This is a genomic window from Streptomyces sp. NPDC048415 (genome assembly GCF_040651675.1).
Classification (GTDB): domain Bacteria; phylum Actinomycetota; class Actinomycetes; order Streptomycetales; family Streptomycetaceae; genus Streptomyces.
In genome coordinates, this window is the sequence record NZ_JBEZKJ010000057.1 from 1 (window position 1) to 26,996 (window position 26,996).

28 protein-coding genes are annotated in these 26,996 nt (G+C 70.0%); 14 read left to right on the forward strand and 14 right to left on the reverse strand.

The window, feature by feature from the left end; all coding sequences use genetic code 11:
* The first annotated feature begins 483 nt into the window (after positions 1-483).
* The 8 genes from AB0D27_RS29840 (at position 484) to AB0D27_RS29875 (ending at position 5,809) form a co-directional block, all read left to right on the forward strand.
* The gene (locus AB0D27_RS29840; RefSeq protein WP_362515075.1) at positions 484-840 is read left to right on the forward strand and encodes a PRC-barrel domain-containing protein; all 357 of its coding nucleotides are present in this window, start codon (positions 484-486) and stop codon (positions 838-840) included.
* A 23-nt stretch (positions 841-863) separates the two neighbouring features.
* Positions 864-1,043, forward strand: coding sequence for a hypothetical protein (locus AB0D27_RS29845; RefSeq protein ID WP_362515077.1), 180 nt, complete (start codon positions 864-866; stop codon positions 1,041-1,043).
* A 170-nt stretch (positions 1,044-1,213) separates the two neighbouring features.
* Positions 1,214-1,495, forward strand: coding sequence for a hypothetical protein (locus AB0D27_RS29850; protein WP_362515079.1), 282 nt, complete (start codon positions 1,214-1,216; stop codon positions 1,493-1,495).
* A 319-nt stretch (positions 1,496-1,814) separates the two neighbouring features.
* The gene (locus tag AB0D27_RS29855; protein WP_362515081.1) at positions 1,815-2,390 is read left to right on the forward strand and encodes a DUF5994 family protein; all 576 of its coding nucleotides are present in this window, start codon (positions 1,815-1,817) and stop codon (positions 2,388-2,390) included.
* 561 nt (positions 2,391-2,951) lie between these two features.
* The gene (locus tag AB0D27_RS29860; RefSeq protein ID WP_023586116.1) at positions 2,952-3,155 is read left to right on the forward strand and encodes a cold-shock protein; all 204 of its coding nucleotides are present in this window, start codon (positions 2,952-2,954) and stop codon (positions 3,153-3,155) included.
* 346 nt (positions 3,156-3,501) lie between these two features.
* Complete coding sequence (locus AB0D27_RS29865; RefSeq protein ID WP_362515083.1) at positions 3,502-4,977, forward strand: DEAD/DEAH box helicase; 1,476 nt, start codon at positions 3,502-3,504, stop codon at positions 4,975-4,977.
* A 46-nt stretch (positions 4,978-5,023) separates the two neighbouring features.
* On the forward strand, positions 5,024-5,428 hold the full coding sequence (locus AB0D27_RS29870; protein ID WP_362515085.1) for a CBS domain-containing protein: 405 nt from the start codon (positions 5,024-5,026) through the stop codon (positions 5,426-5,428).
* Between the two features lie 51 nt (positions 5,429-5,479).
* Positions 5,480-5,809, forward strand: a complete 330-nt coding sequence (locus AB0D27_RS29875; protein WP_362515086.1) for an SCO5918 family protein — start codon at positions 5,480-5,482, stop codon at positions 5,807-5,809.
* 126 nt (positions 5,810-5,935) lie between these two features.
* On the opposite strand, the gene AB0D27_RS29880 is transcribed toward AB0D27_RS29875, so the two are convergent.
* Positions 5,936-6,295: a hypothetical protein gene (locus AB0D27_RS29880; RefSeq protein ID WP_362515087.1), complete on the reverse strand. Its 360-nt coding sequence runs from the start codon at positions 6,293-6,295 to the stop codon at positions 5,936-5,938.
* An 864-nt stretch (positions 6,296-7,159) separates the two neighbouring features.
* On the opposite strand from AB0D27_RS29880, the gene AB0D27_RS29885 reads away from it, so the two are divergent.
* Together AB0D27_RS29885 and AB0D27_RS29890 are read left to right on the forward strand one after the other, a co-directional pair.
* Complete coding sequence (locus AB0D27_RS29885; protein ID WP_362515089.1) at positions 7,160-7,498, forward strand: MerR family transcriptional regulator; 339 nt, start codon at positions 7,160-7,162, stop codon at positions 7,496-7,498.
* 247 nt (positions 7,499-7,745) lie between these two features.
* Positions 7,746-7,949: a cold-shock protein gene (locus tag AB0D27_RS29890; RefSeq protein WP_362515090.1), complete on the forward strand. Its 204-nt coding sequence runs from the start codon at positions 7,746-7,748 to the stop codon at positions 7,947-7,949.
* 147 nt (positions 7,950-8,096) lie between these two features.
* Here AB0D27_RS29890 and AB0D27_RS29895 read toward each other — a convergent pair whose 3' ends face one another.
* Together AB0D27_RS29895 and AB0D27_RS29900 are read right to left on the reverse strand one after the other, a co-directional pair.
* A complete protein-coding gene (locus AB0D27_RS29895) occupies positions 8,097-9,224 on the reverse strand; it encodes a helix-turn-helix transcriptional regulator (protein ID WP_362515092.1) in 1,128 nt (375 codons plus the stop codon).
* Between the two features lie 364 nt (positions 9,225-9,588).
* The gene (locus AB0D27_RS29900; protein ID WP_362515093.1) at positions 9,589-9,819 is read right to left on the reverse strand and encodes a hypothetical protein; all 231 of its coding nucleotides are present in this window, start codon (positions 9,817-9,819) and stop codon (positions 9,589-9,591) included.
* A gap of 531 nt (positions 9,820-10,350) precedes the next feature.
* Between AB0D27_RS29900 and AB0D27_RS29905 the strand changes: the two genes are divergently transcribed.
* Positions 10,351-12,297: an NAD-binding protein gene (locus AB0D27_RS29905; protein WP_362515154.1), complete on the forward strand. Its 1,947-nt coding sequence runs from the start codon at positions 10,351-10,353 to the stop codon at positions 12,295-12,297.
* A 183-nt stretch (positions 12,298-12,480) separates the two neighbouring features.
* Here the strand turns inward: AB0D27_RS29905 and AB0D27_RS29910 are convergent, their stop codons facing one another.
* Positions 12,481-14,307: a prolyl oligopeptidase family serine peptidase gene (locus AB0D27_RS29910; RefSeq protein ID WP_362515095.1), complete on the reverse strand. Its 1,827-nt coding sequence runs from the start codon at positions 14,305-14,307 to the stop codon at positions 12,481-12,483.
* A 153-nt stretch (positions 14,308-14,460) separates the two neighbouring features.
* Here AB0D27_RS29910 and AB0D27_RS29915 point away from each other — a divergent pair, with 153 nt between their 5' ends.
* Both AB0D27_RS29915 and AB0D27_RS29920 read left to right on the forward strand, forming a co-directional pair.
* Positions 14,461-14,835, forward strand: a complete 375-nt coding sequence (locus AB0D27_RS29915; RefSeq protein ID WP_362515096.1) for a nuclear transport factor 2 family protein — start codon at positions 14,461-14,463, stop codon at positions 14,833-14,835.
* Positions 14,836-14,879: 44 nt separating this feature from the next.
* Positions 14,880-15,794 carry an SURF1 family protein gene (locus tag AB0D27_RS29920; RefSeq protein WP_362515098.1) on the forward strand — a complete coding sequence of 305 codons (915 nt, stop codon included), beginning with the start codon at positions 14,880-14,882 and terminating at the stop codon, positions 15,792-15,794.
* 80 nt (positions 15,795-15,874) lie between these two features.
* Here the strand turns inward: AB0D27_RS29920 and AB0D27_RS29925 are convergent, their stop codons facing one another.
* The 7 genes from AB0D27_RS29925 to AB0D27_RS29955 all read right to left on the reverse strand — a co-directional run bounded on the left by AB0D27_RS29925 (position 15,875) and on the right by AB0D27_RS29955 (position 22,565).
* The gene (locus AB0D27_RS29925; RefSeq protein WP_362515099.1) at positions 15,875-17,074 is read right to left on the reverse strand and encodes a hypothetical protein; all 1,200 of its coding nucleotides are present in this window, start codon (positions 17,072-17,074) and stop codon (positions 15,875-15,877) included.
* The gene (locus AB0D27_RS29930) at positions 17,071-17,646 is read right to left on the reverse strand and encodes a SigE family RNA polymerase sigma factor (RefSeq protein ID WP_362515100.1); all 576 of its coding nucleotides are present in this window, start codon (positions 17,644-17,646) and stop codon (positions 17,071-17,073) included. Before AB0D27_RS29930 ends, AB0D27_RS29925 begins: the two co-directional genes overlap by 4 nt.
* A gap of 468 nt (positions 17,647-18,114) precedes the next feature.
* Positions 18,115-19,179 (reverse strand): aspartate-semialdehyde dehydrogenase, encoded by a 1,065-nt coding sequence (locus AB0D27_RS29935; protein WP_362515102.1) that lies wholly within the window; start codon positions 19,177-19,179, stop codon positions 18,115-18,117.
* A complete protein-coding gene (locus AB0D27_RS29940) occupies positions 19,179-20,471 on the reverse strand; it encodes an aspartate kinase (RefSeq protein ID WP_362515103.1) in 1,293 nt (430 codons plus the stop codon). The genes AB0D27_RS29935 and AB0D27_RS29940 overlap by 1 nt, the downstream gene beginning before the upstream one ends.
* A gap of 428 nt (positions 20,472-20,899) precedes the next feature.
* A complete protein-coding gene (locus tag AB0D27_RS29945; protein ID WP_362515105.1) occupies positions 20,900-21,559 on the reverse strand; it encodes a DUF5063 domain-containing protein in 660 nt (219 codons plus the stop codon).
* Positions 21,552-22,151, reverse strand: a complete 600-nt coding sequence (recR, locus tag AB0D27_RS29950; RefSeq protein WP_362515106.1) for a recombination mediator RecR — start codon at positions 22,149-22,151, stop codon at positions 21,552-21,554. Before recR ends, AB0D27_RS29945 begins: the two co-directional genes overlap by 8 nt.
* A 69-nt stretch (positions 22,152-22,220) precedes the next feature.
* Positions 22,221-22,565 (reverse strand): YbaB/EbfC family nucleoid-associated protein, encoded by a 345-nt coding sequence (locus AB0D27_RS29955; RefSeq protein ID WP_362515108.1) that lies wholly within the window; start codon positions 22,563-22,565, stop codon positions 22,221-22,223.
* 268 nt (positions 22,566-22,833) lie between these two features.
* Between AB0D27_RS29955 and AB0D27_RS29960 the strand changes: the two genes are divergently transcribed.
* Positions 22,834-23,577 (forward strand): SLATT domain-containing protein, encoded by a 744-nt coding sequence (locus AB0D27_RS29960; protein ID WP_362515109.1) that lies wholly within the window; start codon positions 22,834-22,836, stop codon positions 23,575-23,577.
* Positions 23,578-23,730: 153 nt separating this feature from the next.
* Here the strand turns inward: AB0D27_RS29960 and AB0D27_RS29965 are convergent, their stop codons facing one another.
* From AB0D27_RS29965 to AB0D27_RS29975, 3 genes are all read right to left on the reverse strand, one after another.
* The gene (locus AB0D27_RS29965) at positions 23,731-25,815 is read right to left on the reverse strand and encodes a protein kinase (protein ID WP_362515111.1); all 2,085 of its coding nucleotides are present in this window, start codon (positions 25,813-25,815) and stop codon (positions 23,731-23,733) included.
* Positions 25,816-25,900: 85 nt separating this feature from the next.
* Complete coding sequence (locus AB0D27_RS29970; RefSeq protein ID WP_362515113.1) at positions 25,901-26,350, reverse strand: MarR family transcriptional regulator; 450 nt, start codon at positions 26,348-26,350, stop codon at positions 25,901-25,903.
* On the reverse strand, positions 26,347-26,949 hold the full coding sequence (locus AB0D27_RS29975; RefSeq protein WP_362515114.1) for a type 1 glutamine amidotransferase family protein: 603 nt from the start codon (positions 26,947-26,949) through the stop codon (positions 26,347-26,349). Before AB0D27_RS29975 ends, AB0D27_RS29970 begins: the two co-directional genes overlap by 4 nt.
* Positions 26,950-26,996: the final 47 nt, after the last annotated feature.

Consider the following 26,996-nt stretch of genomic DNA (forward strand, 5'->3'; position numbering starts at 1 on the left):
GCGGAATCGACACCGATCCGCCGCGCGCCGCCCGTGCCACACCACGGCCGCGACTGGCGCAACCCACACCGACATCGTGGCCGTAGAGGCGCGTCAGGGATATTCAGCGTCATCGAGGGGCCAACTCGTTTGAGGGAATGATCTTGGTGGTTCCCGGCCACGCAGACCCAGCTGATTCTGCCCGCCCGGAATATTGCGCAGGAAGGAATCCGATTACGATTCATTCGGGCGACGATTTGGCCTGAGCGGACGAACCGACCGATCGGGAATACAAAGAAGTGATCAATGGGCCTAATGGTGCTGACTGCAATCCCCGCGCGGCGAACGAAATGCACGAAGGGAATCCGGCAGCCACCTGCACTTATCTATCCATACCGAAGACGTGATCCCGGCTACTGAAAGCATGTCCCAGTCGCGCTGATCGCAGTACTATTGATCCTGATTGGTTCACTCTCACGTGCAACCGCCCGGAAGGGAAAGGGCATGATCCAGGCAGCCGACATCCGTGAGTGGCGCAACCACGATGTCGTGGACGCGAAGGGGCGCAAGATCGGCGTGCTCGAAGCGGTCTATGTGGACACCACTACCGACGAACCGGCCGTGGCCACCGTCCGGACCGGGCTGCCGACTCGCCAGCGCCTGGTCTTTGTCCCCCTCGACAAGGCGACTCTCGGGCCAGACCACCTCAAAATCTCCTACGCCAGGAGCCTGGTGAGGAAGGCTCCTTCGATCGGCACGGACGATATTCTGCCCGCCGAGCAGGAAGAAGCGATCTTCCAGTACTACGGCATGACCTACCGGCCGGGCGCCGGCGGCGAACGGCAACTCGCACGCCGCTGAGCGATAGGGAGGTGTTCGAGGCGATGGTGCTCTTCCTGCTGGTCGCCCTCGCGTGCGTCGTCCTGGGAATCATCGGCGCGACAGCTGGGGGCCTGGGCTATCTGCTGATCATCGGCATCGTGGTCCTCGTGGCCGATGTGGCCGTCGGCGCCGTACGGTTGTCCCGGTTGTCCCACCGCTCCAGGCGGCGTCTCCTCCGCTGACAGCAAGAGGTGGCGGCGCCGGCGTCCCGCGGTGACACGTGAGGAGCCTGGTCGCCCGGCTCCAGTCATCGTGACTCCCGCGACGGGGCGGCCGACGACATATGGTCTTTCCCTCGCCGGGGGCAGCCGATGTATAGCGGCGGCCCCCCATCCACCGTCACGTCGTCCTGATGAACGAGGTCACCATGGAGCCACTGGCAACCCCGCCCCCCTCTGCCGACCGCGCCGAGGTACGCATCGTTGCCGCGTCCCCCGAGGCCGCCCGTCGGGTCGCTGAGGTTCTCCGTCGTTGCTTCGCCGCCACCGAGCAACGCAGTTACCCCGCAGGCGGCGATGGCGGGACGCGCCTGATCCTCACCGTGGACACCACCCGCACGGCAGAGCCGGCACGGTCGTGGCTGGTGAGCAGTCAGTCCTCGGCGGATGACAGTCGGCGGACCGACGAGGTCTGAAGTGATCCCGGGCGGACCGGCGCGGTACGCACCACGACGAGCAGGCCATGGCGGCTACGGCCATGGCGTCGCCCACGGAAGTGAGCTACCACCGCACCCACAACTGCGCCCGCAGAGGGTGGGGGGGCACTCATCGCAGGAGGTGTGCGGGGCAGCGTTCGGAAACCGTGCCTCGGCGCGGCCCGTTCTGCCCCCGGGGGAGTAGCCTCAAGCTATCGAGAGTCCTTCGCACACCGGCCTCCACGTCGGTGTCGTTCTCGGCGAGTAACGACACCGAGCCGAGCCCACTGTGGCAGCGGTCCGGAGACAGGTTCGCGCGATGTCCGCGACCATCGACCAACCCCTACTTCGGATGGTGCCCTTCAGGGCTTCGACCGCCCGCCTCGCGCTGAACCCGGTGAGCACTCCCCCGGGGCTGCTGGACGGCGCCTGGTGGCCCCGCTCCCGGGACCTGACGCACGAACTCTCCGCTCTGGCCGACGTACTGGATCCGCTGTGGGGACGGATCACGCGGATCGCCGTCAACCCTCTGTACTGGCCGGCCATCCCGCGGAAGGTGCCCGTCAACGGCCATGTGGTGAACGTCGGTTGGTTCACGACGGAGCTGGACCCCCACAAGATCATGCTGCTGTCCTACACTGCCGGCCGTTGGGACCTGCTGGTGATCCCGCCGGAGAGCAGCGCCCCGGCAGCCGCCCGCCTGATGGCGGCCGCGAGCGACAGCACCGGCTCTTCAACCGCGAGCACGCTCATGGCGACGGAACAAGCCCTCCACGGCAGCTCAGTGGCTGACCGGGAGCCGGATGCCGAGGTGGGCTGGGAGGACGAAGGCGGCACTTCCTCGTTCTCCCAGGCCGCTGCGGCCAGGCCGAGCCACCTGATCACGGGGATGTGAGCGTCATCGTCACCGCTGTGGCCTTCAGTGGCCTGCTGATCCTTACCGTCGCGGCAACACGCGTGATCCACCGGCTCCACGCGCAGCACGCGTAGCACGCGTAGCACATCGCTCTTCTGTCGAACTGGCGTCTCCCCCTGAAAGGCAGCCCAGCAGTAATCTCACACACCAGGCGTCGCGGGGCAGGCGCCAGTTTCGACGCCAAGGGCCAGTAGCCCTTGAGAAGCTTGAGGAGCTTGAGCACACCAGCTCACGAAACGTTGCGCTCCGGGTGAATCAATATCTGTGCTCGCGAGGTGAGAGTTCAACGGACCATGCGGGCAGAGTTTTTGCCGCAGCGAACAGAGTGGAATTAGTTTACACACAGAGGCCGTTTCGGCATGCTACTGTCGATCTCAGTTGCAGTTGTGGTTCCCGAAACTTCAAGTGTCCCCCAGTCGGCTTCTGTGCCGCTGGAAGCGCTTTTACATTTCCGGTCTTTTTCCCGGCGGGGTAATCATCGCGGCGACACGGTGTCCGCACAGTGCGGATCCCGGCGCACTGCCCCAAAGGAGATATGACATGGCTGCTGGTACCGTGAAGTGGTTCAACGCGGAAAAGGGATTCGGCTTCATCGAGCAGGACGGTGGCGGCGCCGACGTGTTCGCCCACTACTCGAACATCGCCGCCCAGGGCTTCCGCGAGCTGCTCGAAGGCCAGAAGGTCACCTTCGACATCGCGCAGGGCCAGAAGGGCCCGACGGCCGAGAACATCGTTCCCGCCTGACGCTGACGCGTACGGTGTAGCTGGGGCCCGCATCCTTCGGGGTGCGGACCCCAGCTGCACGCTTTTCCCGCAGTGGTCTCACCTGCGGGACGACTCCGAGGATCCGCAGTCTCACCGCACACGGATCCTCCTTCAGGGATGCAGACGCACCCCCTCATGGCTGCACCCAGTCGACGCCCCGGATTTTTCGTCCCCGTCGCGTCAGCCATTCCAGCTCCTGCGCCCGCACTGATTTCTCGCCGGCCAGATTCGCTTTCACGTTCCATTCGGCCCATTCTTGCAATTCCCCGTGCCGCTCATTGCTGCGGGAATTCCTTGATATGCGCCGTATCGAGGAAGGTTCCGCATGAACCGCGCACGCACAAACGACCGCTTCTCACGCACCCGTAAGGGCAGCGCCGCCACCGGAAAGGGTGCTGGCCGATTCGGCTCGTCGGCCCCGAGCCGTTCCGGCGGTCACGGCCGCCGGCCCGCCGCGTTGCAGGGTGAGTTCGCCCTCCCCAAGACGATCACCCCCGCGCTTCCCGCCGTGGAGGGCTTCGCCGATCTCGACATGCCCGGGCAGCTGCTGGCCGCGCTCGGTTCGCAGGGCGTGTCCGAACCGTTCCCGATCCAGGCCGCGACCCTGCCGAACTCCCTGGCCGGACGTGACGTACTGGGCCGCGGGCGTACCGGCTCCGGCAAGACCCTCGCCTTCGGGCTGGCGCTGCTGGCCCGTACGGCCGGGCAGCGCGCCGAGGCCAGGCAGCCGCTGGGGCTCGTCCTCGTACCGACGCGTGAGCTGGCACAGCAGGTCACCGACGCGCTCGCCCCGTACGCCCGCTCGGTGAAGCTGCGGCTGGCCACGGTCGTGGGCGGGATGTCGATCGGCAAGCAGGCCGGCGCGTTGCGCGGCGGCGCCGAGATCGTCGTCGCCACACCCGGGCGCCTCAAGGACCTCATCGACCGCGGCGACTGCCGGCTGAACCAGGTCGCCATCACCGTCCTCGACGAGGCCGACCAGATGGCCGACATGGGCTTCATGCCCCAGGTCACCGCCCTCCTCGACCAGGTCCGGCCCGAGGGCCAGCGCATGCTGTTCTCCGCCACCCTCGACCGTAACGTCGACCTGCTCGTGCGCCGTTACCTCAGCGACCCCGTCGTGCACTCCGTCGATCCCTCGGCCGGCGCGGTCACGACGATGGAGCACCACGTACTCCACGTCCACGGCGCCGACAAGCACGCGGCCACCACCGAGATCGCCGCACGCGACGGCCGCGTGATCATGTTCCTCGACACCAAGCACGCCGTCGACCGCCTCACCGAGCACCTCCTGAACAGCGGGGTACGGGCAGCCGCCCTGCACGGCGGAAAGTCGCAGCCGCAGCGCACGCGCACGCTGGCCCAGTTCAAGACCGGGCACGTCAACGTGCTGGTGGCGACCAATGTCGCGGCGCGCGGCATCCACGTCGACCACCTCGACCTCGTCGTCAACGTCGACCCGCCGACCGACCACAAGGACTACCTCCACCGCGGTGGCCGTACCGCCCGCGCCGGCGAGTCCGGCAGCGTCGTCACCCTGGTCACCCCCAACCAGCGCCGCGAGATGACCCGCCTCATGGCGGCGGCCGGCATCATCCCGCGGACCACCCAGGTACGCGTAGGCGAAGAGGCCCTGCACCGCATCACCGGCGCACAGGCGCCCTCCGGCATCCCTGTCGTCATCACCGCACCGGTGGTCGAACGTTCCAGGCGCAGCGCCACCTCCCGCGGCCGGCGCCGCCCCGCTTCGGCGACCCGGCGCGCGCCCGTACGGCAGTCCGCCTTCGACGCGGCGGCCTAGCCCCTTCGTGATCAGGAAGCTGACCCATCACCCCAGGAGGCACCTTTTGACGCTGATTCAGATGCATCCCCGCTCGGTGACCGCCAACCCCGTGCACACGACGGTGGTCGACACCACGGACGAGGCCGGACCGCAGGTCTGGAACGACATGAGCGTCGAGGTGGCCCTGTCCGTCATGGCCAGTGCCCGCGCCGGGTACCTGCTCGTCTGCGACGAGGACGGCCAGTGCACCGGCCTGGTCACCCGGACCCAGCTCACCGCCGTCCGCGACAGCACCACGTACACGGACCGGGTCCGCCTGCGCGACCTCGCCGGCGCCGGCGAACCCTTCACCGCGCCCCTCATCACGATGGCCGAAGCCGGGCGGGCGAAGCGCCACCACAGCCTCGCGGCACTGCCCGTCCTCGACGAACACGGCAGTGGCCTGGGCGTCCTCGCCCTCGCCCGCTGAGGCGCCCCACTCCGGTCGGACCGTTCTCCCCTTCACACCCTGTGAGGCCTCATGCGCTGCGTCATCGCCCGTTTTCCCTTCGACCTCACCAAAAGCGGCGTGCTGGAATCGATGAAAGGCGTCAAGCCCGAACCAGTCGTCGGCGAGTCCGTGATCATCGGCCGCCGCCACTACCCCGTCAAGCAAGTCGGCCAGGTCATCACCCGCCAGGACCGCCGTGACTTCAGCGCCGGCGAAGTCCTCCGGGCCATGACCCAGCTCGGCTTCACCTGCCGCGCCCTCCCCGAGGCTGCCGTACCCACGCGCATCCTGAACCCGTTCCAGCGGGCTTCCGCGATGCTCGGCACCCCCGTATCCGTCGTATCCGGCGTATCCGTCTGATCGACGGGAAGGCGCGAGGCCGACACCAGAACAGCAGCGAGGGCCCGACCGGCGTGTGCCGGTCGGGCCCTCGCTGCGTGCCGTGCCGTTCTCGGCGCGACAGCGGGTCAGCGGTCAGCGGGTCACTCAGTGGTCGGAGTAGCTGAAGTCGCCCATGGTCCAGGCGCTGACGTCCTCGATCGCCACCCGGTACATCCCACCCGTCTCCGGTATGCCCACCCTGCCCTGCAGGATCCGGGCGACATGGAAGTGCAGATGCGTCGGCGGCCCGTCCTTCTTCGCGGGCCCTGCGAAGACGGCGGAGAACTCTCCCAGGCGGGCCGAATCCGTGAGCACCTCCGACACACGCTGGCTCCACACCGCTTCCGGAGCCAGTCGCCCGGTGATGACAGCACCACCGGTGACCACGGTCAGGGACATCTGATTGCTCTGCCCGGATTCCACCAAGGCGGCGACTTCGACGAGCAGCTCATCAGGCTTCGACATGAGAGCCGAGTCTATCCACCGACCCGCACGGGCACGGCACCAGTCGGCGGCGTCACACGTTCCATGGACCGGCAGAGTTGGATTACCTCTTCGGCGAGCACGCGAAAATCTGTCCTCGCTGGAGTAGACATTGGGCGCTCGCCTGGTTACTGTTTCTCTCATAGCCGAGATCGAGCAAGGCCCGGCAGACATGAACTGCCGGGCAGCAGTACCGCAGTTGGCAGGACGGTTCGGTGGTGGAGTTCCGAAGCCAGGGTTGTCGCAGGACGGCGACGGGACTGACGACCGGACCGGGTGGCCCGCAGTGATCAGGGGCCGCCGTGAGCAGGACCGCGGTTGAAGCAGCGGCAGTGCCGCGGCTGCGGTTGGCAGTACCAGCAGTGCTGTAGCGAGTGGTTCCCTCGGTAAAGGCGTCGGGCTGCGGACGCGCGTGCCGGGAGGTTCGGCAGTGGGGTTCCAAGCCAGAGCAGATGCAGGACGGGCGACGGGGCTGGCTGCCGAAGGGTGGCGCCGAGCGAGGCCACCAGCAGTTCGCAGTATCGGTAGTACCCGCAGTGAATGCAGTACAAGCAGTACGCAGTACCCGTTCGGTAAGTGATTGATTCAGAGGGAAGAACGGAGGAGTCGAGCGCCATCAGGATCGCCCGGGCGGAAGAGGTGAGCCCGGGTACCGCAGGACATCGATAGGTAGGTGGTCTCCGGTCACGCATCCGCGATCCCCGCGCCCCCGTCGTCGTAACGGGCGGCTGTGCGGAAACAGAAGGCCGGCGCAGCACTAGGGCCGGCAGATGGTGTTGCAGTTCCTTCGGGGCCCTGGTGCCGTATGGCACCAGGGCCCCTCAACGCGTCCCACAGAGAGGTCACATGACAGCAGACGACTCGCTAGGCCGTCTCGATGACGACGATTACCCCGCCTACACCATGGGCCGGGCCGCCGAGATGCTCGGCACCACTCCCGGCTTCCTCCGCGCCATCGGTGAAGCACGGCTGATCACTCCGCTGCGCTCCGAGGGCGGACACCGCCGCTACTCCCGCTACCAGCTGCGGATCGCGGCCCGCGCGCGTGAACTCGTCGACCAGGGCACCCCGATCGAGGCCGCATGCCGGATCGTCATCCTCGAAGACCAGCTCGAAGAAGCCCAGCGCATCAACGCTGAATACCGACGCGCCGTCGGATCGTCCCCTCCATCCGCCGCGGCCTGAGGTTAGCGTGCCCGCCGGTATCGGCGGGCACCACGGGCAGCGCATGTCCGCGGTGTGGCGCGAATTCTTTCCTATGGTGACGTGGTGTTCGGGCGTGTAGCGTCTGCGTCAGCTGTCGTGGTTCGGAGTTTCCCTTTGCCCACGCCTTTGGTGTGGGCGTTTTGCTGTGCTGTGCCGCAGGGACCAGGGCGATCACCTCCGCCTTCCACATCGTGTGGGAGGCGTTCATCGACTGGAAGGCATGACTATGGCTACGGGGACTGTGAAGTGGTTCAACGCGGAGAAGGGCTTCGGCTTCATCGCCCAGGACGGTGGCGGTCCTGACGTCTTCGCGCACTACTCCGCGATCAACTCCGCGGGCTTCCGTGAGCTCCAGGAGGGGCAGGCCGTGACGTTCGACGTCACCCAGGGCCAGAAGGGCCCGCAGGCGGAGAACATCAACCCCGCCTGATCAGTGCACCTCCGGGCCCGCGCAGCGCACGCTGCGCGGCCCTCGTGCTTTCAAGAACCAGGGAAAGAACCACCCGCCCACCCACCTCTTCCGACCGCGTCACCTCCACGCCCAGCAGCGTGGAGCGCGCTCACGAATCAGGGGCGCTCAGCCGAGCGGGGGCGGCCCCTCGTTCGGCGGCCTGACGGGGCGGGGGCGTACGGCGATACGGGGCTGGCGGCGCTGGGCGGAGTAGTGGATCAGGGTGGGGGCCGGTACGCGGGGGTAGAGGTGGCCGTAGCGGAGGTAGTTGGCGCGGACGGTGGCGATGCCGTTCTCGGTGGGGGCGAGGTAGGTCTGGTCGCCGCGCTGGAGCGGTGTCACGTACTGGCGGATCTGGAGGGCGTGTACGTCGTCGATGGGGGCGTAGCGGGATGTGCTGCCGAGGGAGATGCCCTCCATGCCGGTGTTGGCGAGCGTGACCATCAGGCGCCACTGGCGGACGTTCATCGCCTCGGACAGGAACCGGCTCAGGTGCTTCGCGGCGGTGGGTGCCGCCTCCTTGATGAGAAGGTCGAGCCGTGCGTGACGGGCCCGTGCCCGGGTGGCGGAGGTCGCGTTCTGGGCGTATGCCTCGTCGACCTCCACCCGGGCACGGTCGCGCAACAGGTCGCGGTACGCGTCGAGTTCGGCGTTGACAAGGCGGCAGGCCACCTGGGGCGGGCGTTGCAGGAGGGGGGCGATCTCCTGCAACAGGGGTTCGTCCACGTCGACCACGGCGGGGGCGTGTTCCCGGTGGGCGCGCTGGAAGACGACGCGGAGGTGCTCGGTCAGCTCGGCCTGCCGGGCGACGGCCGCGGGGTGGCGCAGCAGGGCGCGGTCGATGACGGCGGGGCTGACGTTGAAGACCCGGGCGAGGTTCATCCGGACGGTTCCGTCGTCCCGTACCGGAAGGAGCGCGTCCCGTTCGATGTTGGTGTAGCTGCTTCGGCTTATGCCGACGAGCTCCGCCGTCTCGGTGACCGTCAAACCGGCCTGGCAGCGCAGGCCGTGGATGTCCGCCAGCGCGCGCTTGGTGCGCAGCTCGCGTGCCGGGATCCCGAAGAGACCGCTGAGTTCGGCGATCCGCTGGGGGTCGGGCTTGGAGGTGTTGTTCTCGTAGGCGAGGACGCGGCTCTTGGAGGTGCCCAGGTGCTGGGCGACGGCCGCCGCGCTGAGCAGTCTGCCCTGCACCGGACGGGTCAGCCGCGCGAAGCGCAGTGCCGCGCCGTCGAAGTCCGCCGTACCACGAGCCACTGACAACGACCCCTCTCGTCATCGCACAGTCATCGCTTCAACAACCGCTACGGTACCGTTTAGGGGTGGAATCGTGCTCAGCGATTCACCCGGGAGAGTGGTTCGACCACTTTTCGCAGCTCAATCCCGGTGTTGCGGTACCGCTTAGAGCTGAATTGGGTTCACGGAGTACGACGCGGGCGAGAGACTTGGTGCGCAAGCGGGGAGGCTTTCCGGGGGGATCTCTATCGTGGGAACTGCCCCTGGAGCGCGTCGCTCCGCGACGGCTTACCGAAAGTGACCGTGGACCCGTGTCCGGCGGGATACCTGAGCACGGGCCCACGTACCGGCTATTCGGTAACTGACGGCGGGTGAGGTTCCCTCCTCATCCGCCGTTGCCGTACAGGTCGAGCAGCAGCCGGATGAGCCAATAGAGGCACTCCCCGACCACGCGCACCCGATGCCTGCGCGACGCGCTACCGCGGTCCGGCTCTGCGGGGCCGCGCGAGCGGGAACCGTCGTCCTGATCCTGGGTCTCCGGGCCCGAGGGGTCCGGATCCTCCGGGTCAGGGGGGACGGCGTCGTCCCGGTCGCCTGGCCGCTCAGAGCTAGCCACGTACCTGCTCCTCTCTGCTGGGGTCCGGGCCGGATGAACCCGCGCGGAGCCCACCGGAACCGGCACAGTGAAGAGCTAGGGAGAGACTACCGGGTGACGGGGCCCGATCCCTTATCGCTCATGTGGGTTAACCGCGGTTCGTCAAGAGCCCGGGGCCGCAACTGCCTCGATACGAAGCGCCTGTTCGGTAGATGAGTCGACATTCCCGCGCACGGAGCGGTCATTGCCCTTACTTCCGAAGGGGTTACCGCCCCAAGTCCCGTACAAATGACGGTCGTTGTTACCCTCAGGTAGCGCGAAAAAAGAGTGCGCAACATCCGGGCCGGATCGCGACGCGTGCGGCCCGCCTTCGAATCCCGTGTACCATCTTCCGTTCATCTGAGGCCAGTTGCCCCGTTTTCGCCTCCGTACCGGTACGGTGTCCGGCCGCGATTCTGTGGAACCCCCGATGCCCATGCGGCAGTCTTCTCTCTCGTGGGGAACCTTCCGTCTCAGAGCGCGTCGAGCGCCACGACCGACACCGGCGCGCACATGGTGGTGGTCGGGGACGACGCCCTGGCGCACCGGCTGGCCGCCGAGTTGCGCGGGGTGTACGGCGAGCAGGTGACCCTGGTCGTGCCGCCCGCCCAGCGCGGTGTGCGACCACCGATGGTGGGGCGGACCCGGGCCACCGCACTGTTCGACCGGGTGTCCGCGGCGGTCAACCGGGCCTCGGGGAACGGCGATTCGGCGGGTGCGCGCACACTGGAACCCCCCGGTTCCGAGCGGGTGGTGGAGGCCGCCGAGCTCACCGAGGCCGTCCTCGCCGATGCGGGCGTCGAGCGCGCCGCCGCGCTGGCGCTCGTGTACGACGACGACGAGACCAACATCCGCGCCGCGCTCACCGCCCGGCGCCTCAACCCGCGGATCCGGCTGGTCCTGCGGCTCTACAACCGTCGCCTCGGCCAGCACATCGAGGCCCTCCTCGACCAGGCCTCAGCAGTGGCCGCCGCGGGAGCCGGTGCCGGTCCCGGTGCCGGTACCGGGCCGGGTGGAGCCGACGAGGGAGGCGAGGTGTTCGACGCGTCCACCACCGTGCTGTCCGACGCCGACACCGCCGCGCCCGCGCTGGCCGCCACCGCCCTCGCCGGCACCAGCAAGGTCGTCCAGACGGACGGGCTGATGCTGCGCGCGGTGGAACGGCCGCCGCCCGCCCCCGGCGAGGTCGCCGATCCGGGCCTGTGCACCCTGGCGCTGCTGTCCGCCACGACCAACGACCCGGCAGGCGCCGACGGGTCCGAGAGCAGCGGCGCGCAGGGGCCCAGGCTGCTGCCCGACGAGCGGGCGGTGGCCGCCGCCACCGGACGCGGGACCGTCGTACTCGAGAACGTCTCGTACTCCGGTCCGGCGCTGTCCGCCGGGCGCAGCGTCGTCCCGTTCGGGTCGTTGCTGTCGCGCCGGCTGCGGTGGTCCTTCGCAGGATTGGTCGGGTGTGTGGTCGGTCTCGCCGTCGCTTCGATGGTGGTGACCGGGGAACCTCCGCTGCAGGCGACGTATCTGACGCTGCTCGATCTCTTCGCCATCAACGACCCCGCCATCGGGCAGCCCCTCGGACGGCAGCTCCTCCAACTCTTCTCGGGGCTGGTCGGGTTGCTGCTGCTGCCGGTGCTGCTGGCCGCCGTGCTGGAGGCGCTCGGCACGTTCCGCAGCGGGTCCGCGTTGCGGCGGCCACCGCGCGGGCTGTCCGGGCACGTGGTGCTGCTCGGAGTCGGCAAGATCGGCACGCGGGTGCTGGCGCGGCTGCGGGAACTGAACATTCCCGTGGTGTGTGTCGAGGCCGATCCCGAGGCGCGGGGGCTGGCGCTGGCGCGACGGCTACGGGTGCCGGTGGTGCTGGGTGATGTGACGCAGGAGGGCGTGCTGGAGGCCGCCAAGATTCATCGGGCGCACGCACTGCTGGCGTTGACCAGCGCGGACACGATGAATCTGGAGGCCGCGTTGTACGCACGTACGGTGCGGCCCGATCTGCGGGTCGTGCTGCGTTTGTACGACGACGACTTCGCGACCGCCGTGTACCGCACCCTGCGGGCCGCGTACCCCGATGCGCTCACCCGGAGTCGCAGCGTGTCCCATCTGGCCGCGCCCGCGTTCGCCGGGGCCATGATGGGGCGGCAGATCCTTGGCGCGATTCCCGTGGAGCGGCGGGTGTTGCTCTTCGCCGCCGTGGATGTGGGCGGGCATCCGCAGTTGGAGGGGCGGACGGTGGGGGAGGCGTTTCGGGCGGGGGCTTGGCGGGTGCTGGCGCTGGATACGGCGGCGGGTGAGCGGCAGGTCGACCCGGCGGCCGGATCGGGCTCCTCCGAGCGGCCCTCCGGGCTGGTGTGGGACCTTCCCTCCACGTATGTACTGCGTGCCGAGGATCGGGTGGTGCTTGCCGCGACGCGGCGGGGGCTTGCGGAGTTGCTCGGGCGGCGGACTCGGGAGCGGGCCGGGGCGTAGCCCTCCGGGCGGTGCGGGGCGTAGCCCTGAGCGAGCCGGGGCTTAGCCCTCCGGGCGGTGCGGGACGGTGGGGGTTGCGGGGTGCCGGTTGTTCGCCCCCTCCGCCCCTACCCGTCCCGTACCGGGGCTGCGCCCCCAGACCCCCCTGTCGCGCTTCGCGCTCGTCCTCAAACGCCGGACGGGCTAAGACAGGTGCCTTTTCGCGAAGTCCAGTTCAAGGCGTACCTGCTTGATGCGTTCGTCCACTACCAGGGAGCCGTGGCCCGCGTCGTAGCGGTAGACCTCGTGGGGGGCGTCGCGGGCGGCGAGGCGGGTGACGTAGTTGTCGATCTGGCGGATGGGACAGCGGGGGTCGTTGACGCCCGCCGAGATGTAGACGGGGGCCTTGACCGCGTCGACGTAGGTGAGGGGGGAGGACGCCTCGAAGCGTTCGGGGACCTCCTCCGGGGTGCCGCCCAGGAGCGTGCGGTCCATCGCCTTCAGGGCCTCCATCTCGTCGTGGTACGCCGTCACGTAGTCGGCGACCGGGACGGCGGCGATGCCGAGGGTCCAGGCGTCGGGCTGCGTACCGAGGCCGAGGAGGGTGAGGTAGCCGCCCCAGGAGCCGCCGGTGAGGATCAGGCGGTCGGGGTCGGCGAGCCCGGAGGTCACCGCCCATTCGCGGACCGCCGCGATGTCCTCGAGCTCGATCAGGCCGACGCGGTGCTTGAGCGCGTCCGTCCAGGCGCGGCCGTAGCCCGTGGAACCGCGGTAGTTGACCCGGACCACCGCATAGCCGTGGTCCACCCAGGCCGCCGGGCCCGCCGCGAACGAGTCGCTGTCGTGCCAGGTCGGGCCGCCGTGAATGTCGAAGACTGTTGGGAGGGGGCCCGTGACGCCCGCCGGCTTCTGGATCAGGGCGTGGATGCGGCCGCCTGGGCCGTCGACCCAGGCGTCCTCCACCGGGACCGAGCCCGGGGACTTCAGGCCGGGGGGATCAAGGACCACCTCGCCGCTCGTCGAGCGGACCGCCGACGGCTCCGCCGCGGACGACCACAGATACTCCACCGTTCCATCCGGGCGGGCCGTCGCCCCCGACACCGTGCCGGGCGGGGTCGGGACCTTGGTCAGCTCGCGGGAGGTGAGGTCGTAACGCCACAGGTCGCCGCGCGCCTCGAAGCTGTGGGCGATGAGGAGGGCCGAACCGTCCGGGTACCACTCGGCCGCGACATCGCCGGGCAGCTCGAGGTCCAGGTCCGTCTCCTCGCCGGTCACCACGTCCCACACCAGCGGCTCCCAGCGGCCGCGCCGCTGGTGTCCGATGAGCAACCGGCTGTCCCCGTCGACCGGTGCGAAGCCCAGCACCTCCAGGCCCAGCTCGACCGTGCCGCCCTTGGTGTCGTCCAGCTCCGCGACCGGCGAACCGTCCGGGCGCAGCACCCGCAGCGCCGAGTGCATCGCGTCGCCGTGCTCGGTGTGCTCGATCGCGATCAGCGAGCCGTCGTGCGCGAGGTCGCCGACGCCGGCCGACTCCCGGTGCCGGTAGATCTCGACGGGGGCCTCACCGATGCGGGCCACATGGATCGTCGAGCCGTCGTCGTCCGTCGAGCGGCCCACGATCGCCGTACGACCGTCCCGCCCGATGGCCAGCCCGGCCGGGTAGGAGGGTTCGAGGCCGGGCACCGCGGGGTCGTCGACGGCCCCTGCTGCAATGTCCTCATCAAAGCGTCGGCGGCGCCAGATGCCGAACTCGTCGCCGTCCTTGTCGTCGAACCACCAGATCCACTCGCCGTCGGGCGAGAGCACACCGTCCGTCGTACCGTTCGCCCGGTGCGTGGCCTGGCGCTGCTTTCCCGTGGCGCGGTCCCACGCGTACAGCTCGTACGTCCCCGTCGCGTTCGAGACGAACAAGGAGCGGTGCGGAGCGTCCTCCGCCCAGTCCGGCAGCGACACCCGGGGCGCCCGGAAGCGCTTCTCCCAGTCGGGCACGGTCGCCTGCTGCTGCTCGATGGACCTGTTGCTCTCAGTCATGGCCCCATAGTGCCTGGCCCGCCCGACAATGCGCCGACGAGGTCCTCAGCCTGTGGACAACCCCCACGAGAACCTGGGGACAACCACCCCGGGCGAAGGTGCCTTCGCGCAGGTCAGGGCCGGTTGTCAGTGGTGGAGTGCAGACTTCTTCGCATGACCGATCTGCGCAAGACAGTCGAGCGGTTCTGGGTCGCCGCCGAGGCCCGGGACTGGGGCGCGTTCTCCGAGACGCTGGCCGAGGACGTCGAGTACACGCTGCCGCAGACGCGGGAGCGGGTGCGGGGCCGGGGGCGGTACGTCGAGTTCAACCGCGAGTATCCGGGCGACTGGCACCTCACGGTCGAGCGGGTGATAGCCGAGCCCGGCCAGGTCGTCACCTGGGTCCACTTCGCCCTGGGCCTGGAGGAGATGTACGGCATCTCGTTCTTCACAGGGGACGGATCCGGGCGAATAGCCTCGGTCACCGACTTCTGGCCGGAGCCGTACGAGCCCCCGGCGGGCCGGGACCATCTCACCGAGCGGTACTGACCCCGCGACCGGTCCACCCGCACGCGCCCCGTACCGTGGAAGGCGTGTACCGGTTCCTGCTGACGCCCCGCTGGTGGGGGATCAACGTCTTCGTGCTGTTGGCCATCCCGTTCTGCGTCTTCATGGGGTCATGGCAGTTGGGGCGGTTCGAGGACCGGGTGCAAAACCAACGGACGGCGAGCGAGCAGGCCGCCTCGGCCAAGACGGACGCGGCCCGTCCGCTCACCGAGTTGCTCCCCGTGGACCAGGAGACATCCGGCAAGCAGGCCACCGCGACCGGGCGGTACGGCAAGCAGCTGCTCGTGCCCGGCCGCGAGCTGGACGGCAAGCGCGGGTATTACGTCCTGACGCTGCTGCGCACCGACAGCGGCAAGGCGCTGCCCGTCGTCCGGGGCTGGCTGCCCGGCGCCGCGGACCCGGCGAAGGCACCGGCCGCGCCCACCGGCGAGATCACGGTGACGGGTGCGCTGCAGGCGTCCGAGAGTCCGGGGTCGAACGGCGTCAGCGCGGCCGGCGGTCTTCCCGAGGGGCAGACCGGCGCGATCAGCTCGGCGTCGCTGGTGAACCTGGTGCCGTACACGCTGTACGAGGCCTGGATCACCCTCGACAAGGCAGACAGCGGGATGAAGGCGGTGCCCGCGACCGCACCGCAGAATTCCGGCCTGGACCTGAAGGCGTTCCAGAACCTCGGCTACACCGGGGAGTGGTTCGTCTTCGCCGGCTTCGTCGTCTTCATGTGGTTCCGACTGCTGCGCCGCGAGGCGGAGTTCGCCCGGGACGCCGCGCTGGGCCTGGTCCCCGACGAGACCGAGGCGCGGACCACAGAGGCGACCGAGGGGACCGGGGCGCGGACCACAGAGGCGACCGAGGGGACCGGGGCGCGGACCACAGAGGCGACCGAGGGGACCGGCGGGAGCGAGGACGAAACCGCCTCCGCGTCACCGTCGCCCACGGCCTAGACCCGGCCTCACCGCCCGGCCCGCACCGGAGCCGCACCGCACTGCACCGGCCCCCGCACCGGAGCAGCCCCGCCACGCGGTCAAGACGCCGTCAAGATACCCGTGTGATACACCGTGCCCGCGCACGCGTTGGACACGGTGGTCGACGCGGTGACCGCGCCCGTCGCCGCCGTGTTCGACACGGCGACGCTGCCGTCGGCCGTGCCGTCCTCCCTGACGAGCTGCGTCGAGGTGCCGCCGGTCTCGGTGGTGGTGCCGCCGGTGTCGGTGGCACCCTCCGTGGGGGACGGGTCCGGTGAGGGGTCCGAGGTGGTCGGGCAGGTCTCCGAGGGCACCCAGGCGAACTTCACCACGTAAGAGGTGCCCGGCTGGAGCACCAGGGAGGTGACCTCCGTGGAGGGGTCGGGCAGCCCGGTGGCCGCGTCGCCCGCCACATGGGACGCCACCCCGATCTTGGTGCCGTCCGCCGCGCCCTGGGCGGCCGCGCCCACGGTGCCCGCACCGGTGACCGTGCAGCCGGTGGTGGAGACGTTCGTGAAGGTGAAGGAGCCGTAGACCGCGCCGGTGGAGTCCGGGGTGCCGACGGCGCTGGTGGGGCCGCCGAGCTGCGCCGCCGTACACGCGGGCGCGACCGCGACCGCGGCCGAGGCCGAGGGGTCTGCACCGCCCGCGGTGGCCCCGCCGCCGCTGCCCTTGCCCGTGGACGGCGTTTCCTTCTGGCCGTCCTTGCCCTTGCCCTTGGAGGTGCCCGAGGAGCCGCCCGCGGCCTTGCCGTCGCCGCCGTCCGGGCCCTTGCCCGCGCCCGAGCCGCCCTGCGTCTGTGAGCTGTTGGCCGCTATGGACGGGTCGGCGCCCGCCCCCGAAGCGTTCGAGACGTGCACGAAGGCCGGGATCGCCGTGCCGATGAAGAGTGCGGCGGCCGCCATGCCGACCACGGCCTGGCGCTTGCGGGCCCGGCGGGCCGGTACCGCGCGACGCAGGTGTTCCAGGGCGCCGTCGGTGGGTTCGATCTCCTCGACGGCCTGGTGCAGCAGCCGGCGCAGCGCCAGCTCGTTCGAGCCGAGCGAGTCGAAGTCCTGTCCGCCCGGGCCCTGTCCAGCCGGGCCCTGCCTGTCGGAGCCCGGTGTGTCGGGGCCGTGTCCGTCGGGGCCGTGGTTCACAGTTTTGTTCCCAGCGTGCTGGTCGTGCTCGTCTTCGGGCGCGTGCCGGTTGGTCGGCTCGTGCCACTCGTAGGGCTCGTGTCGGTGGTGGGCATCACGCCGCTCGCCGTTGCCGCTCATGCCGAGGCCTCCATGGCGATGCGGAGCGCCGCGATGCCGCGCGAGCCGTAGGCCTTCACCGAGCCCAGCGATACGCCGAGCGTCTCGGCGACCTGGGCCTCGGTCATGTCCGCGAAGTAGCGCAGCACGAGGACCTCGCGCTGGCGGCGCTGGAGGCCCTTCATCGCCTTGATCAGCGCGTCGCGCTCCAACTGGTCGTAGGCGCCTTCCTCGGCGCTCGCCATGTCGGGCATCGGCTTCGACAGGAGCTTGAGGCCGAGGATGCGCCGGCGCAGGGCGGAACGCGAGAGGTTGACGACGGTCTGGCGCAGGTACGCGAGGGTCTTCTCCGGGTCGCGGACGCGTTTGCGTGCCGAGTGGACCCGGATGAAGGCCTCCTGGACGACGTCCTCGCAGGAGGCGGTGTCGTCGAGGAGGAGTGCCGCGAGGCCCAGGAGCGACCGGTAGTGGGCGCGGTAGGTCTCGGTCAGATGGTCGACGGTGGTGCCCGCCGCCACGGTGTCGTCGGAGCCGTCACGCTGATTCGGTATGCGGGCGGGCCGCGCTGCGGGCATGGGCGCGATCACCGGCATGCCGCCGGGCGTGCCGGGGCTGCGGAGTCGGCGGGGTGGACGCAGGGCTGTGCCCCTTGTCTGGACCGCGGTGAATTCGAGTACCTCTGCCACGCCAGTTGGACACGCGTCCCCCCGTGAGGGTTGTACGCATCAGGCATCGCTTTTGCGTCAGGCACCCCGATTGACAATGCGTCAAATGCCCTCATGCGCACCAGCTCATCCCCTACGCCCCATATGCCATACCGCTCGGCCGCCCCTGAATGGCGACCGCAAAGACGCTCCCCGCCCTCCGCGCGGTTGCGGAGGACGGGGAGTCAAATCTTCGAACGCCGAGTGGGTCCGATACAAGTGGTCCGGACCATTACTCGCGCCACAGAAGTCACACAGATCCTACAAACGAATCCCCCGACGGCCACCGAGATTTCCGGCTGCCGGACATTCGCGGCGCAGAACCTGCGGGACCCTCGCACGTCCAGAACGAAGAACCTACGCCCGGATGATCTCCGCCGCCACCAACTCCGCGATCTGGGCGGTGTTCAATGCAGCACCCTTGCGCAGGTTGTCCCCGCACACAAACAGTTCGAGTGCCGTCGAATCGTCCAGCGCCCGGCGGACCCGCCCCACCCAGGTCGGGTCGGTGCCCACCACATCGGCGGGCGTGGGGAACTCACCGGCGCCCGGATCGTCGAACAGGACCACCCCCGGCGCTGTGGCGAGGATCTCGCGGGCCTTGGCGACGGTGACCACGTCCTGGAAGCGGGCGTGCACGGTCAGAGAGTGCGTGGTGACGACCGGGACGCGTACGCAGGTCACGGCGACCTTCAGGTCCGGCAGCCCGAGGATCTTGCGTGACTCGTTGCGTACCTTCATCTCCTCCGAGGACCAGCCGTCCTCGGCGAGGGAGCCGGCCCACGGCACCACGTTCAGTGCCACCGGCTCCGGGAACGGCCCCGTGTTGTCGCCCACGGCCCGTCGTACGTCACCGGGGCTGGTCCCCAGTTCCGTACCGGCGACGAGCGACAGCTGCTGCCGGAGCGTGTCGACGCCCGCGCGGCCCGCCCCGCTCACCGCCTGATACGAGGACACCACCAGCTCGCGCAGGCCGAACTCGGCGTGCAGCGCGCCCAGGGCCACGATCATGGACAGGGTCGTGCAGTTCGGGTTGGCGATGATCCCGCGCGGGCGCACCCGCGCCGCGTGCGGATTGACCTCGGGGACCACGAGCGGCACGTCCGGGTCCATCCGGAAGGCGCCGGAGTTGTCGACGACGATCGCGCCCTTGGCGGCGGCGATGGGCGCCCACTGGGCGGACACCTCGTCCGGTACGTCGAACATGGCGACGTCGACCCCGTCGAAGGACTCCTCCGACAGGGCCACGACCTCGACCTCCTCGCCGCGCACGGCCAGCTTGCGGCCGGCCGAGCGCGGGGAGGCGATCAGACGGATCTCGCCCCAGATGTCCGCGTGCTGGGACAGGATCTGGAGCATGACCGTGCCGACGGCTCCGGTCGCTCCCACGACCGCGAGGGTCGGTCCCGCGGACCTGGCCATCAGCGGCCGGTGCCTCCGTAGACCACGGCCTCGTCGCTGTCGGAGTCCAGTCCGAACGCGGTGTGCACGGCGCGCACGGCCTCGTTGACGTCGTCGGCGCGGGTGACGACCGAGATACGGATCTCGGAGGTCGAGATCAGCTCGATGTTCACGCCGGCGTCCGAGAGGGCCTCGAAGAACCCGGCCGTGACACCCGGGTTGGTCTTCATGCCCGCGCCGACCAGGGAGATCTTGCCGATCTGGTCGTCGTAGCGCAGCGAGTCGAAGCCCACCGCGCCCTTGGCCTTCTCCAGGGCGTCGATGGCCTTGCGGCCCTCGGTCTTGGGGAGGGTGAAGGAGATGTCCGTCAGACCGGTGGAGGCGGCGGACACGTTCTGCACGATCATGTCGATGTTGATCTCGGCATCGGCGATGGCGCGGAAGATGACGGCGGCCTCGCCCGGCTTGTCCGGGACGCCGACGACCGTGACCTTGGCCTCGGAGGTGTCGTGAGCGACACCGGAAATGATGGCCTGCTCCACCTTCTGGTCCCCTTGCTGCTGTGTCTTTTGAACGCGTGGTTCGCTGCTGACCCACGTGCCCTGAAGCCCACTGAAGGACGAGCGCACATGGATCGGGATGTTGTAACGGCGGGCGTACTCCACACAGCGGTGGAGGAGCACCTTGGAGCCGGAGGCGGCGAGCTCCAGCATGTCCTCGAAGGCGATCCAGTCGATCTTCTGCGCCTTCTTCACCACCCGCGGGTCGGCGGTGAACACGCCGTCCACGTCGGTGTAGATCTCGCAGACCTCGGCGTCGAGGGCGGCCGCGAGCGCGACAGCCGTCGTGTCGGACCCGCCACGACCGAGGGTGGTGATGTCCTTCTTGTCCTGCGAGACGCCCTGGAACCCGGCGACGATGGCGATGTTGCCCTCGTCGAGGGCCGTACGGATACGGCCGGGCGTGACGTCGATGATCCGCGCTTTGTTGTGGACCGAGTCGGTGATGACACCTGCCTGGCTGCCGGTGAACGACTGGGCGCTGTGGCCCAGGTTTTTGATCGCCATCGCCAGCAGGGCCATGGAGATCCGCTCTCCGGCGGTCAGCAGCATGTCGAACTCTCGTCCGCTGGGCATCGGGGATACCTGCTCGGCGAGATCGATCAGCTCGTCCGTCGTGTCGCCCATCGCGGAAACGACCACGACCACCTGGTGGCCGTTCTTCTTCGCTTCCACGATCCGCTTGGCGACGCGCTTGATGCCCTCGGCATCGGCTACGGAGGAGCCTCCGTACTTCTGCACGACAAGGCCCACGTGCGCTCCTCGCTCAGTCCGTCTCTGCACCGCACAACTGCGGTCGGCTCAGTCTAACGAGCGGCCGGACTTCCCTTCCGAAGTGTCGCATCGTGAGATGTCCCGCTCACGGCATGATCACTCCGGGACGTCAGGTCAGCAAGGCCGTCCGGCCGCTCCGACACGGCCCCTGCCCCGGCTCGCCCGCGCCACTCCGGAAAGTGCCCGGTGTCACACGAAGCGCCCCCTGAGGCCGGTGCGGCGACGATCGCCGCACGTGCACGTGCACGTGTAGGTATCTGGGGCCTCACGAAAACTTCCGTGCGAGTGGGGATGCTCCGCTGCGGTGGGAGCACCCCCAGCCTCGCGTTGCCCGGGTCAGGGCCCGTTCAGCGGACGTGCGGCGCTGATCCAACTTCCGCCCGACCCACGGTGCGTGAGGCGCTGCGTTACTTGACCTTCCGCAGCCCCAGCGGTCCCGCGATCTCCTGCACCATGACCTTGCCGGCCTCCTCGGCGAGCGCTTCCTCGCCGAGATCCTGGTCGGTGTCGAGGCCGTCCAGCTCTTCCAGGGGCTGGTTCAGGCGGACGTGAGCCACTACGGACTGGAGGGCGCGGAGGGTGGCGGAGGCCGTGGATCCCCAGTTGGAGAAGTACGAGAACTGCCACCACCACAGCGCTTCGCTGGTGCGGCCCGCGCGGTAGTGGGCCATGCCGTGGCGCAGGTCGGTGATGACGTCCGCGAGGTCGTCGGAGATACGGGCCGGGACCGGGGCCTTGCGCGGCTCGTAGGGGTCGAAGACCTCCGAGTACACGTCGATCGGCTCCAGCATCACCGCCAGGCGCTCGCGGAGGTCGTCCACGTCCGGCTCGGGGCCCGGGTCGGGCTCGTAGCGCTCGTCGGGGAGGATGTCCTCGTGTGCGCCGAGCCGGCCGCCGGCCAGGAGGAGCTGGGACACCTCCAGGAGGAGGAAGGGCACGGCCGAGTCCGGCTCGTCGCCCTTGGCCACCTCGGTGACGGCGACCAGGAAGCTCTCTACCTGATCCGCGATCTGGACCACGAAGTCGTCGGGGTCCTGGTTTGTCGCGTGCAGCGTGGCGTCAGACATCTAGGAGTCGTCTCCCCTCGAAGGCGCGGCCGAGCGTGACCTCGTCCGCGTATTCCAGGTCGCCACCCACCGGGAGGCCGCTGGCCAGGCGGGTGACCTTGAGGCCCATGGGCTTGATCATGCGGGCGAGGTACGTGGCCGTGGCCTCGCCCTCCAGGTTCGGGTCGGTGGCCAGGATGAGTTCGGTGACCACGCCGTCGGCGAGGCGGGCCAGGAGTTCCCTGATGCGCAGGTCGTCGGGGCCCACGCCCTCGATCGGGCTGATCGCGCCGCCCAGCACGTGGTACTTGCCGCGGAACTCCCGGGTGCGCTCGACCGCGACGACGTCCTTCGGCTCCTCGACCACGCAGATCACCGTCAGGTCGCGGCGCGGGTCGCGGCAGATGTTGCACAGCTCCTCCTGCGCCACATTGCCGCAGGTCGCGCAGAAGCGGACCTTCGCCTTGACCTCCATGAGGCACTGCGCGAGGCGCCGGACGTCCGTCGGCTCGGCCTGCAGGATGTGGAAGGCGATCCGCTGCGCGCTCTTGGGACCGACGCCGGGCAACCGCCCCAGTTCGTCGATGAGGTCCTGAACCACGCCTTCGTACAACGGACTGCCTTTCCGTGTTCCTGATTCGTGCTTCGTCCTGGTGCGTACGGTAGTTGGCCGCCGCCTGTCTTAGAAAGGCAGGCCGGGGATACCGCTGCCGCCGCCGAGGCCCTGGGTGAGCGGGCCGAGCTTCTGCTGCTGGAGTGTCTGGGCGTTCTCGTTGGCCGCCTGGACCGCCGCGACGATCAGGTCGGCGAGGGTTTCGGTGTCCTCCGGGTCGACCGCCTTCGGGTCGATCACCAGGGCGCGGAGCTCGCCCGAACCCGTTACGGTCGCCTTCACCAGGCCGCCGCCCGCCTGGCCTTCAACCTCCGTGCGCGCCAGCTCCTCCTGCGCGTTCGCGAGGTCCTGTTGCATCTTCTGGGCCTGCTGGAGCAGCTGCTGCATGTTGGGCTGGCCACCACCGGGAATCACGATCAGCTCCTGGTTTCGAGTACGGCTGTGTGGACCGTTTTTCCTGTCCAGCTTGAGCCTACGTGGTCGGCGGGCCCGTCGCCCCAGCACTCTTTCGAGTGACACCGTCGAGACGCCTATACCTGATCAAGGCCCCCTTCCGGGCGGAAAAGCGATGAAATCCGGGCCATCGCCACCCATTGGGCGGTAGGAAAGAGGGCGGCGCTTTCGCACCAGGCGTCACATGGCGTCACGTAACGTCATCACCGTCGTCAGTAGGGAGTGCCGGGTGAGCCAGCCGGAGATGCAGCCCGAGGGGCCGCCCCAGGACGGGCGGGGCGACGGGGCGCCGGGGCTGCGGCCGGGTGACCTGGCCGGTCGGCCGTTTCCGCTCGGGGACTGGGGTGAGCCCGCGGAACGGCTGCACGAGCTGTACCAGTGGGTGGAGCGGGGGGCGCTGGACACGGCTTCCTGGTATCTCGCCGACCGGGTGTGGAAGCGGTGCGGGGCGCGGGTGCTGCGGTGCGGGGCGGCGCTGGGGGCGGTGGGCGGGGCCGCGCTTCCGCTGCTCGACCTCACCGGGGTGGTGAGCGGGGTGGCCGCGTGGGGGTATCTGGCCCTGCTGCTCGGGGTCGCCTGTGTCGGAGTCGACCGGTTCTTCGGGGTGACCTCCGGGTGGATAAGGGATGTGGCCACCGCGCAGGCCGTGCAGCGGCGGCTTCAGGTGCTGCAGTTCGACTGGGCGTCGGAGAGTGTGCGGGAGGTGCTGGGGCCTGCGGAGGGGACGGCCAGTGAGGCGGCGGAGCGGTGTCTCTTGGTGCTGCGGCGGTTCTCCGACGATGTGACGGAGCTGGTCCGCGCCGAGACGGCGGACTGGATGGTGGAGTTCCGGACGGGGGCGGCGCCGTTGGGGATGCAGTCGTCGCTGGCGGGCGGGGCGCCGCGGATCGAGGGGGCGCCACCGGGGCGGGCGCCGTTGCCGCCGGGTACGCGGCCGAACATGCCCCGGCAGCGGCCGCCGGAGCCTCGGTGAGGGCGGGGGGTTTTCGCCCCCTCCGCCCCTACCCGTCCCGTACCTGGGGGGCTCCGCCCCCCAGACCCCCTTATCGCGCTTCGCGCTCGTCCTCAAACTCCCCCACTCTCGGCTTCGCTCGAGCGGGGGGACCCCCACGACGGGCTGAAAGGCTCAGCCGATCTTCGTGTACGTCAGGGCCTTGCCCGAGTCCTTGCTCACGCGGCGCAGGCGGCCGTCCGAGAGGAGGGTGACCTCGGAGGCGGCGCCCGGGGTGCAGGAGGTTGCCGGTTCGCCGACGGTGACGTCGGAGGGGCCGATCTCCAGGGGGCCGTCGGCGGCCGGGGCCTCGGCCAGCGGGGCCTCGAAGACGCAGTGGTAGGTGCCGCTGCCGGCCGGCCCGTCCGCGACGAGCGAGAGCACGGTGTCGCCGACCTCGCCCTGCTGGATGGTCAGTTGGCGGCTGTTCTGGCCCGTCGCGTTGTCGATGTTCCAGGTGCCGAGGAACGCCTCCGGGACCGTGCCGGTCGAGGATGCCTGCGCGCTCGGCGACTCGGACGCCGTGGACGGCCCCGGCGTGCTCGGGCCCGGTGTGGTGGGCGCGCCGGAGGACGCCGCCGACGCCTTCGGGTCGTCGTGGTTCTTGTCGCTCGCGCTGCCCTTCATCAGCGCGTACACGCTGCCGCCCGCGCCGAGCGCGACGACCAGGGCCACGATGACCAGAACGGCGGTGGAACGGCCGCTGCGACGCGGGGGCTCGGGGCCGAGGGGGGCAACTCCCGGACCGTACGGGGGTGTCGCGCCGCCCAGGCCGTACGGAGACGCGACGCCCGGGCCGTACGGGGGAGTCGAGCCGTACGGTCCCGGCTGGCCGCTCCAGCCGCCCTGCTGGGGATAGCCGTACGCGGGGGGCTGGGGGTGCTGCTGCGGATAGCCGTATGCGGGGTGGGGCTGCGGTGCGGCGGGCGGGGCGGTCGGCGGAGGCGTCTGGCCCGAACCCGCGATCATCGTGGGGAGGTGGTTCATGGGGGCCGGCTTGCCCGGTGGAGGCGGGGTCGGGCCTTCCTCGGCGGGGGCGTGCTCCGGGGGGACCTCGGGGGCGGCGTCCGGCGCGGACGGGGGCGTGGCCGGGGGCTTCGACAAGTCGGGGACCGGCGCCGCTCCCGGCGGCAGGGCGAGCGGTTCGGCGGAAGGTACGGCAGGCGGTACGGCTGGGGCTCCCGGTACTGCTGGGGCTCCCGGGGCGGCTGGGGCACTCGGTACAGCTGGGGCTCCCGGGGCGGCTGGGGCACCCGGTACGGCTGCCGCATCCGGCGCGGGAGCCGCGCCCGGCGCCTCGTCGGGGTTCTCCGTGTCCAGCAACTGCACGGCGTGCCGCCCGAGTTGGGCCACCAGCGCGCTCGGCAGCCACGGGTCGCGGGTGCGCCCGTCCGAGACGGTGTCCTCCGCGCCGGTGCGCTCCAGGATCTGTTCGAGGGTGGGCCGGGCGGCGGGATTCTTGCGCAGACAGTCACGCACGAGGTCGGCGAGGCCCTCGGGCAGGTCGGTGAGGTCGGGGTCCTCCTGAGCGATGCGGAACATCATCGCGTGCACACCGCTGCCCGCCGCCCCGAAGGGAAGGGCGCCGGTGGCGGCGTAGGACAGGACCGAGCCGAGGCAGAAGACGTCGCAGGCGGGCGTGATCCTGTCGCCGCGAACCTGCTCGGGGGCCATGAAGCCGGGCGAGCCGACGAGTGCGCCGGTGCGGGTGAGGCCGCCCTCGGTCACGGTCTCCAGGGCGCGCGCGATCCCGAAGTCGATGACGCGGGGACCGTCGATGGTGACGAGGACGTTCGACGGCTTGAGGTCGCGGTGGATGAGTCCCGCGGCGTGGATGTCCTGGAGCGCGTGCGCGAGCCCGGCGGCGAGGATGCGGACGGAACGCTCGGGCAGCGCGCCGTGGTCGTGGCCGACGACGGTCTGCAGGGACGGTCCGGCGACGTAACCGGTGGCGAGCCAGGGGATCTCGGCCTCGGTGTCCGCGTCGAGGACGGGTGCGGTCCAGTACCCGCCGACCCGCCGTGCGGCCCGCACCTCCTGGCGGAAACGCGCCCTGAACTCCTCCTGTTCGGCGAGTTCCTCGCGTACGAGTTTGACGGCGACGGTACGTCCCCGGTCGGACCGGGCCAGATACACGTGCCCCATCCCGCCGGCGCCGAGCCGCGCCAGCAGCCGATACGCCCCGATCCGATGCGGGTCCCCGGCCCCCAGTTTCTCCATGGCTGCGCCACCTTCCCCCGTAATGTGTGCAACAGATCGAGGATAGTGCGCGGCCACGACGGCGGAACCGTTAGTTCTGCACAGTTCAGCAACGGTCCTTGGTCTGCTCCAGCGCGGCGGACAGCCGCTCCAGCACCCGTACCGTCTCGGCGAGTCCGTCCTCGCCGAGGGCGTCCGCGAGGCGGTCGGCGAGGGCCGCGTGGCCGGGGCCGATCCTGGCCGCGGCGGCGCGGCCCTCGTCGGTCGGGGTGAGGAGCTTGGCGCGGCGGTGGGCGGGGTTGGGGAGGTACTCCGCGAGGCCCTTGTCCACCAGCAGATCGGCGATCCGCTGCACACTCTGGCGGGTGATGCCCATGGTGCGGGCGATCCCGGAGACGGGCAGCGGTTCGCTGAGCACCGCGCCGAGCACCTGCCACCAGGCGGCGGTCAGTCCGGCGGGCCGGGCCAACTCCTCGGACACCGCGAGGAATTGACCGTTGAGGCGGAACGCCCCGAGGGCGCTCCTGCTGAGCAGGTCCTGGCGTTCCCGGCTCACTGCCCGGCCTGCTGCAGTACGGCGTACGCCTCGGCGTCGGAATCGTGGAACAGCCGGTACCAGGCGTCCAGTACCTCACCCTCGTACACCCCGAGGAGCCGGAAGACCTCGCGGGCGAAGGCGACGGGTTCGGTCGGACCGGCGGTGACGAGCTTGCCGTCGGTGACGGCGTCGGTGTCGACGTAGTGCGCGCCGCCCCGGTAGCCGGTGGCGGCGAGGTAGAAGGACACGGCGCTGGTGTGCGCGCGGTCGTCGAGCAGGCCTTCGCGGGCCAGCCCGGCCGTGGCCCCGCAGATCGCGGCGACGGGCACGCCCGCGTCGAGGAACGCGCGGGCCTCGCGGGCGAAGGGAGCCAGGTCGTCGCTCGTGTCCCACAGGTCGGCGCCCGCGAGGATCAGCAGGGAGCTGTCCTCGGGGCGGACCTCTTCGAGCGCGAGGTCGGGCTGGATGCGGACGCCGCCGATGGTGGTGACCGGCTCCCGGGTGGGGCCCACCGTCCGGATTCCGTACCCGGCGCGGGCGAGATGGGCCGTCGTGTGCCCCGTCTCCCAGTCGGCGAAGGTGTCGTACACGGCGAGATGCGCGGGCTTGCGGCTCATGGCTCCTCCTTGACCGAAGATATAAGCCCTGGTCGGCGATGTAAGTA

Bases quoted from the DNA above. Each gene is read 5' to 3' on its own strand.
- AB0D27_RS29890 (WP_362515090.1), top strand. From the start codon at position 7,746: ATGGCTACGGGGACTGTGAAGTGGTTCAACGCGGAGAAGGGCTTCGGC.
- AB0D27_RS29975 (WP_362515114.1), bottom strand. From the start codon at position 26,949: ATGAGCCGCAAGCCCGCGCATCTCGCCGTGTACGACACCTTCGCCGAC.
- AB0D27_RS29910 (WP_362515095.1), bottom strand. From the start codon at position 14,307: ATGACTGAGAGCAACAGGTCCATCGAGCAGCAGCAGGCGACCGTGCCC.
- AB0D27_RS29915 (WP_362515096.1), top strand. From the start codon at position 14,461: ATGACCGATCTGCGCAAGACAGTCGAGCGGTTCTGGGTCGCCGCCGAG.
- AB0D27_RS29865 (WP_362515083.1), top strand. From the start codon at position 3,502: ATGAACCGCGCACGCACAAACGACCGCTTCTCACGCACCCGTAAGGGC.
- AB0D27_RS29850 (WP_362515079.1), top strand. From the start codon at position 1,214: ATGAACGAGGTCACCATGGAGCCACTGGCAACCCCGCCCCCCTCTGCC.
- AB0D27_RS29880 (WP_362515087.1), bottom strand. From the start codon at position 6,295: ATGTCGAAGCCTGATGAGCTGCTCGTCGAAGTCGCCGCCTTGGTGGAA.
- AB0D27_RS29945 (WP_362515105.1), bottom strand. From the start codon at position 21,559: ATGTCTGACGCCACGCTGCACGCGACAAACCAGGACCCCGACGACTTC.
- AB0D27_RS29885 (WP_362515089.1), top strand. From the start codon at position 7,160: ATGACAGCAGACGACTCGCTAGGCCGTCTCGATGACGACGATTACCCC.
- AB0D27_RS29860 (WP_023586116.1), top strand. From the start codon at position 2,952: ATGGCTGCTGGTACCGTGAAGTGGTTCAACGCGGAAAAGGGATTCGGC.
- AB0D27_RS29905 (WP_362515154.1), top strand. From the start codon at position 10,351: ATGGTGGTGGTCGGGGACGACGCCCTGGCGCACCGGCTGGCCGCCGAG.
- AB0D27_RS29840 (WP_362515075.1), top strand. From the start codon at position 484: ATGATCCAGGCAGCCGACATCCGTGAGTGGCGCAACCACGATGTCGTG.
- AB0D27_RS29930 (WP_362515100.1), bottom strand. From the start codon at position 17,646: ATGCCGGTGATCGCGCCCATGCCCGCAGCGCGGCCCGCCCGCATACCG.
- AB0D27_RS29855 (WP_362515081.1), top strand. From the start codon at position 1,815: ATGTCCGCGACCATCGACCAACCCCTACTTCGGATGGTGCCCTTCAGG.
- AB0D27_RS29875 (WP_362515086.1), top strand. From the start codon at position 5,480: ATGCGCTGCGTCATCGCCCGTTTTCCCTTCGACCTCACCAAAAGCGGC.
- AB0D27_RS29845 (WP_362515077.1), top strand. From the start codon at position 864: ATGGTGCTCTTCCTGCTGGTCGCCCTCGCGTGCGTCGTCCTGGGAATC.
- AB0D27_RS29935 (WP_362515102.1), bottom strand. From the start codon at position 19,179: ATGGCCAGGTCCGCGGGACCGACCCTCGCGGTCGTGGGAGCGACCGGA.
- AB0D27_RS29965 (WP_362515111.1), bottom strand. From the start codon at position 25,815: ATGGAGAAACTGGGGGCCGGGGACCCGCATCGGATCGGGGCGTATCGG.
- AB0D27_RS29925 (WP_362515099.1), bottom strand. From the start codon at position 17,074: ATGAGCGGCAACGGCGAGCGGCGTGATGCCCACCACCGACACGAGCCC.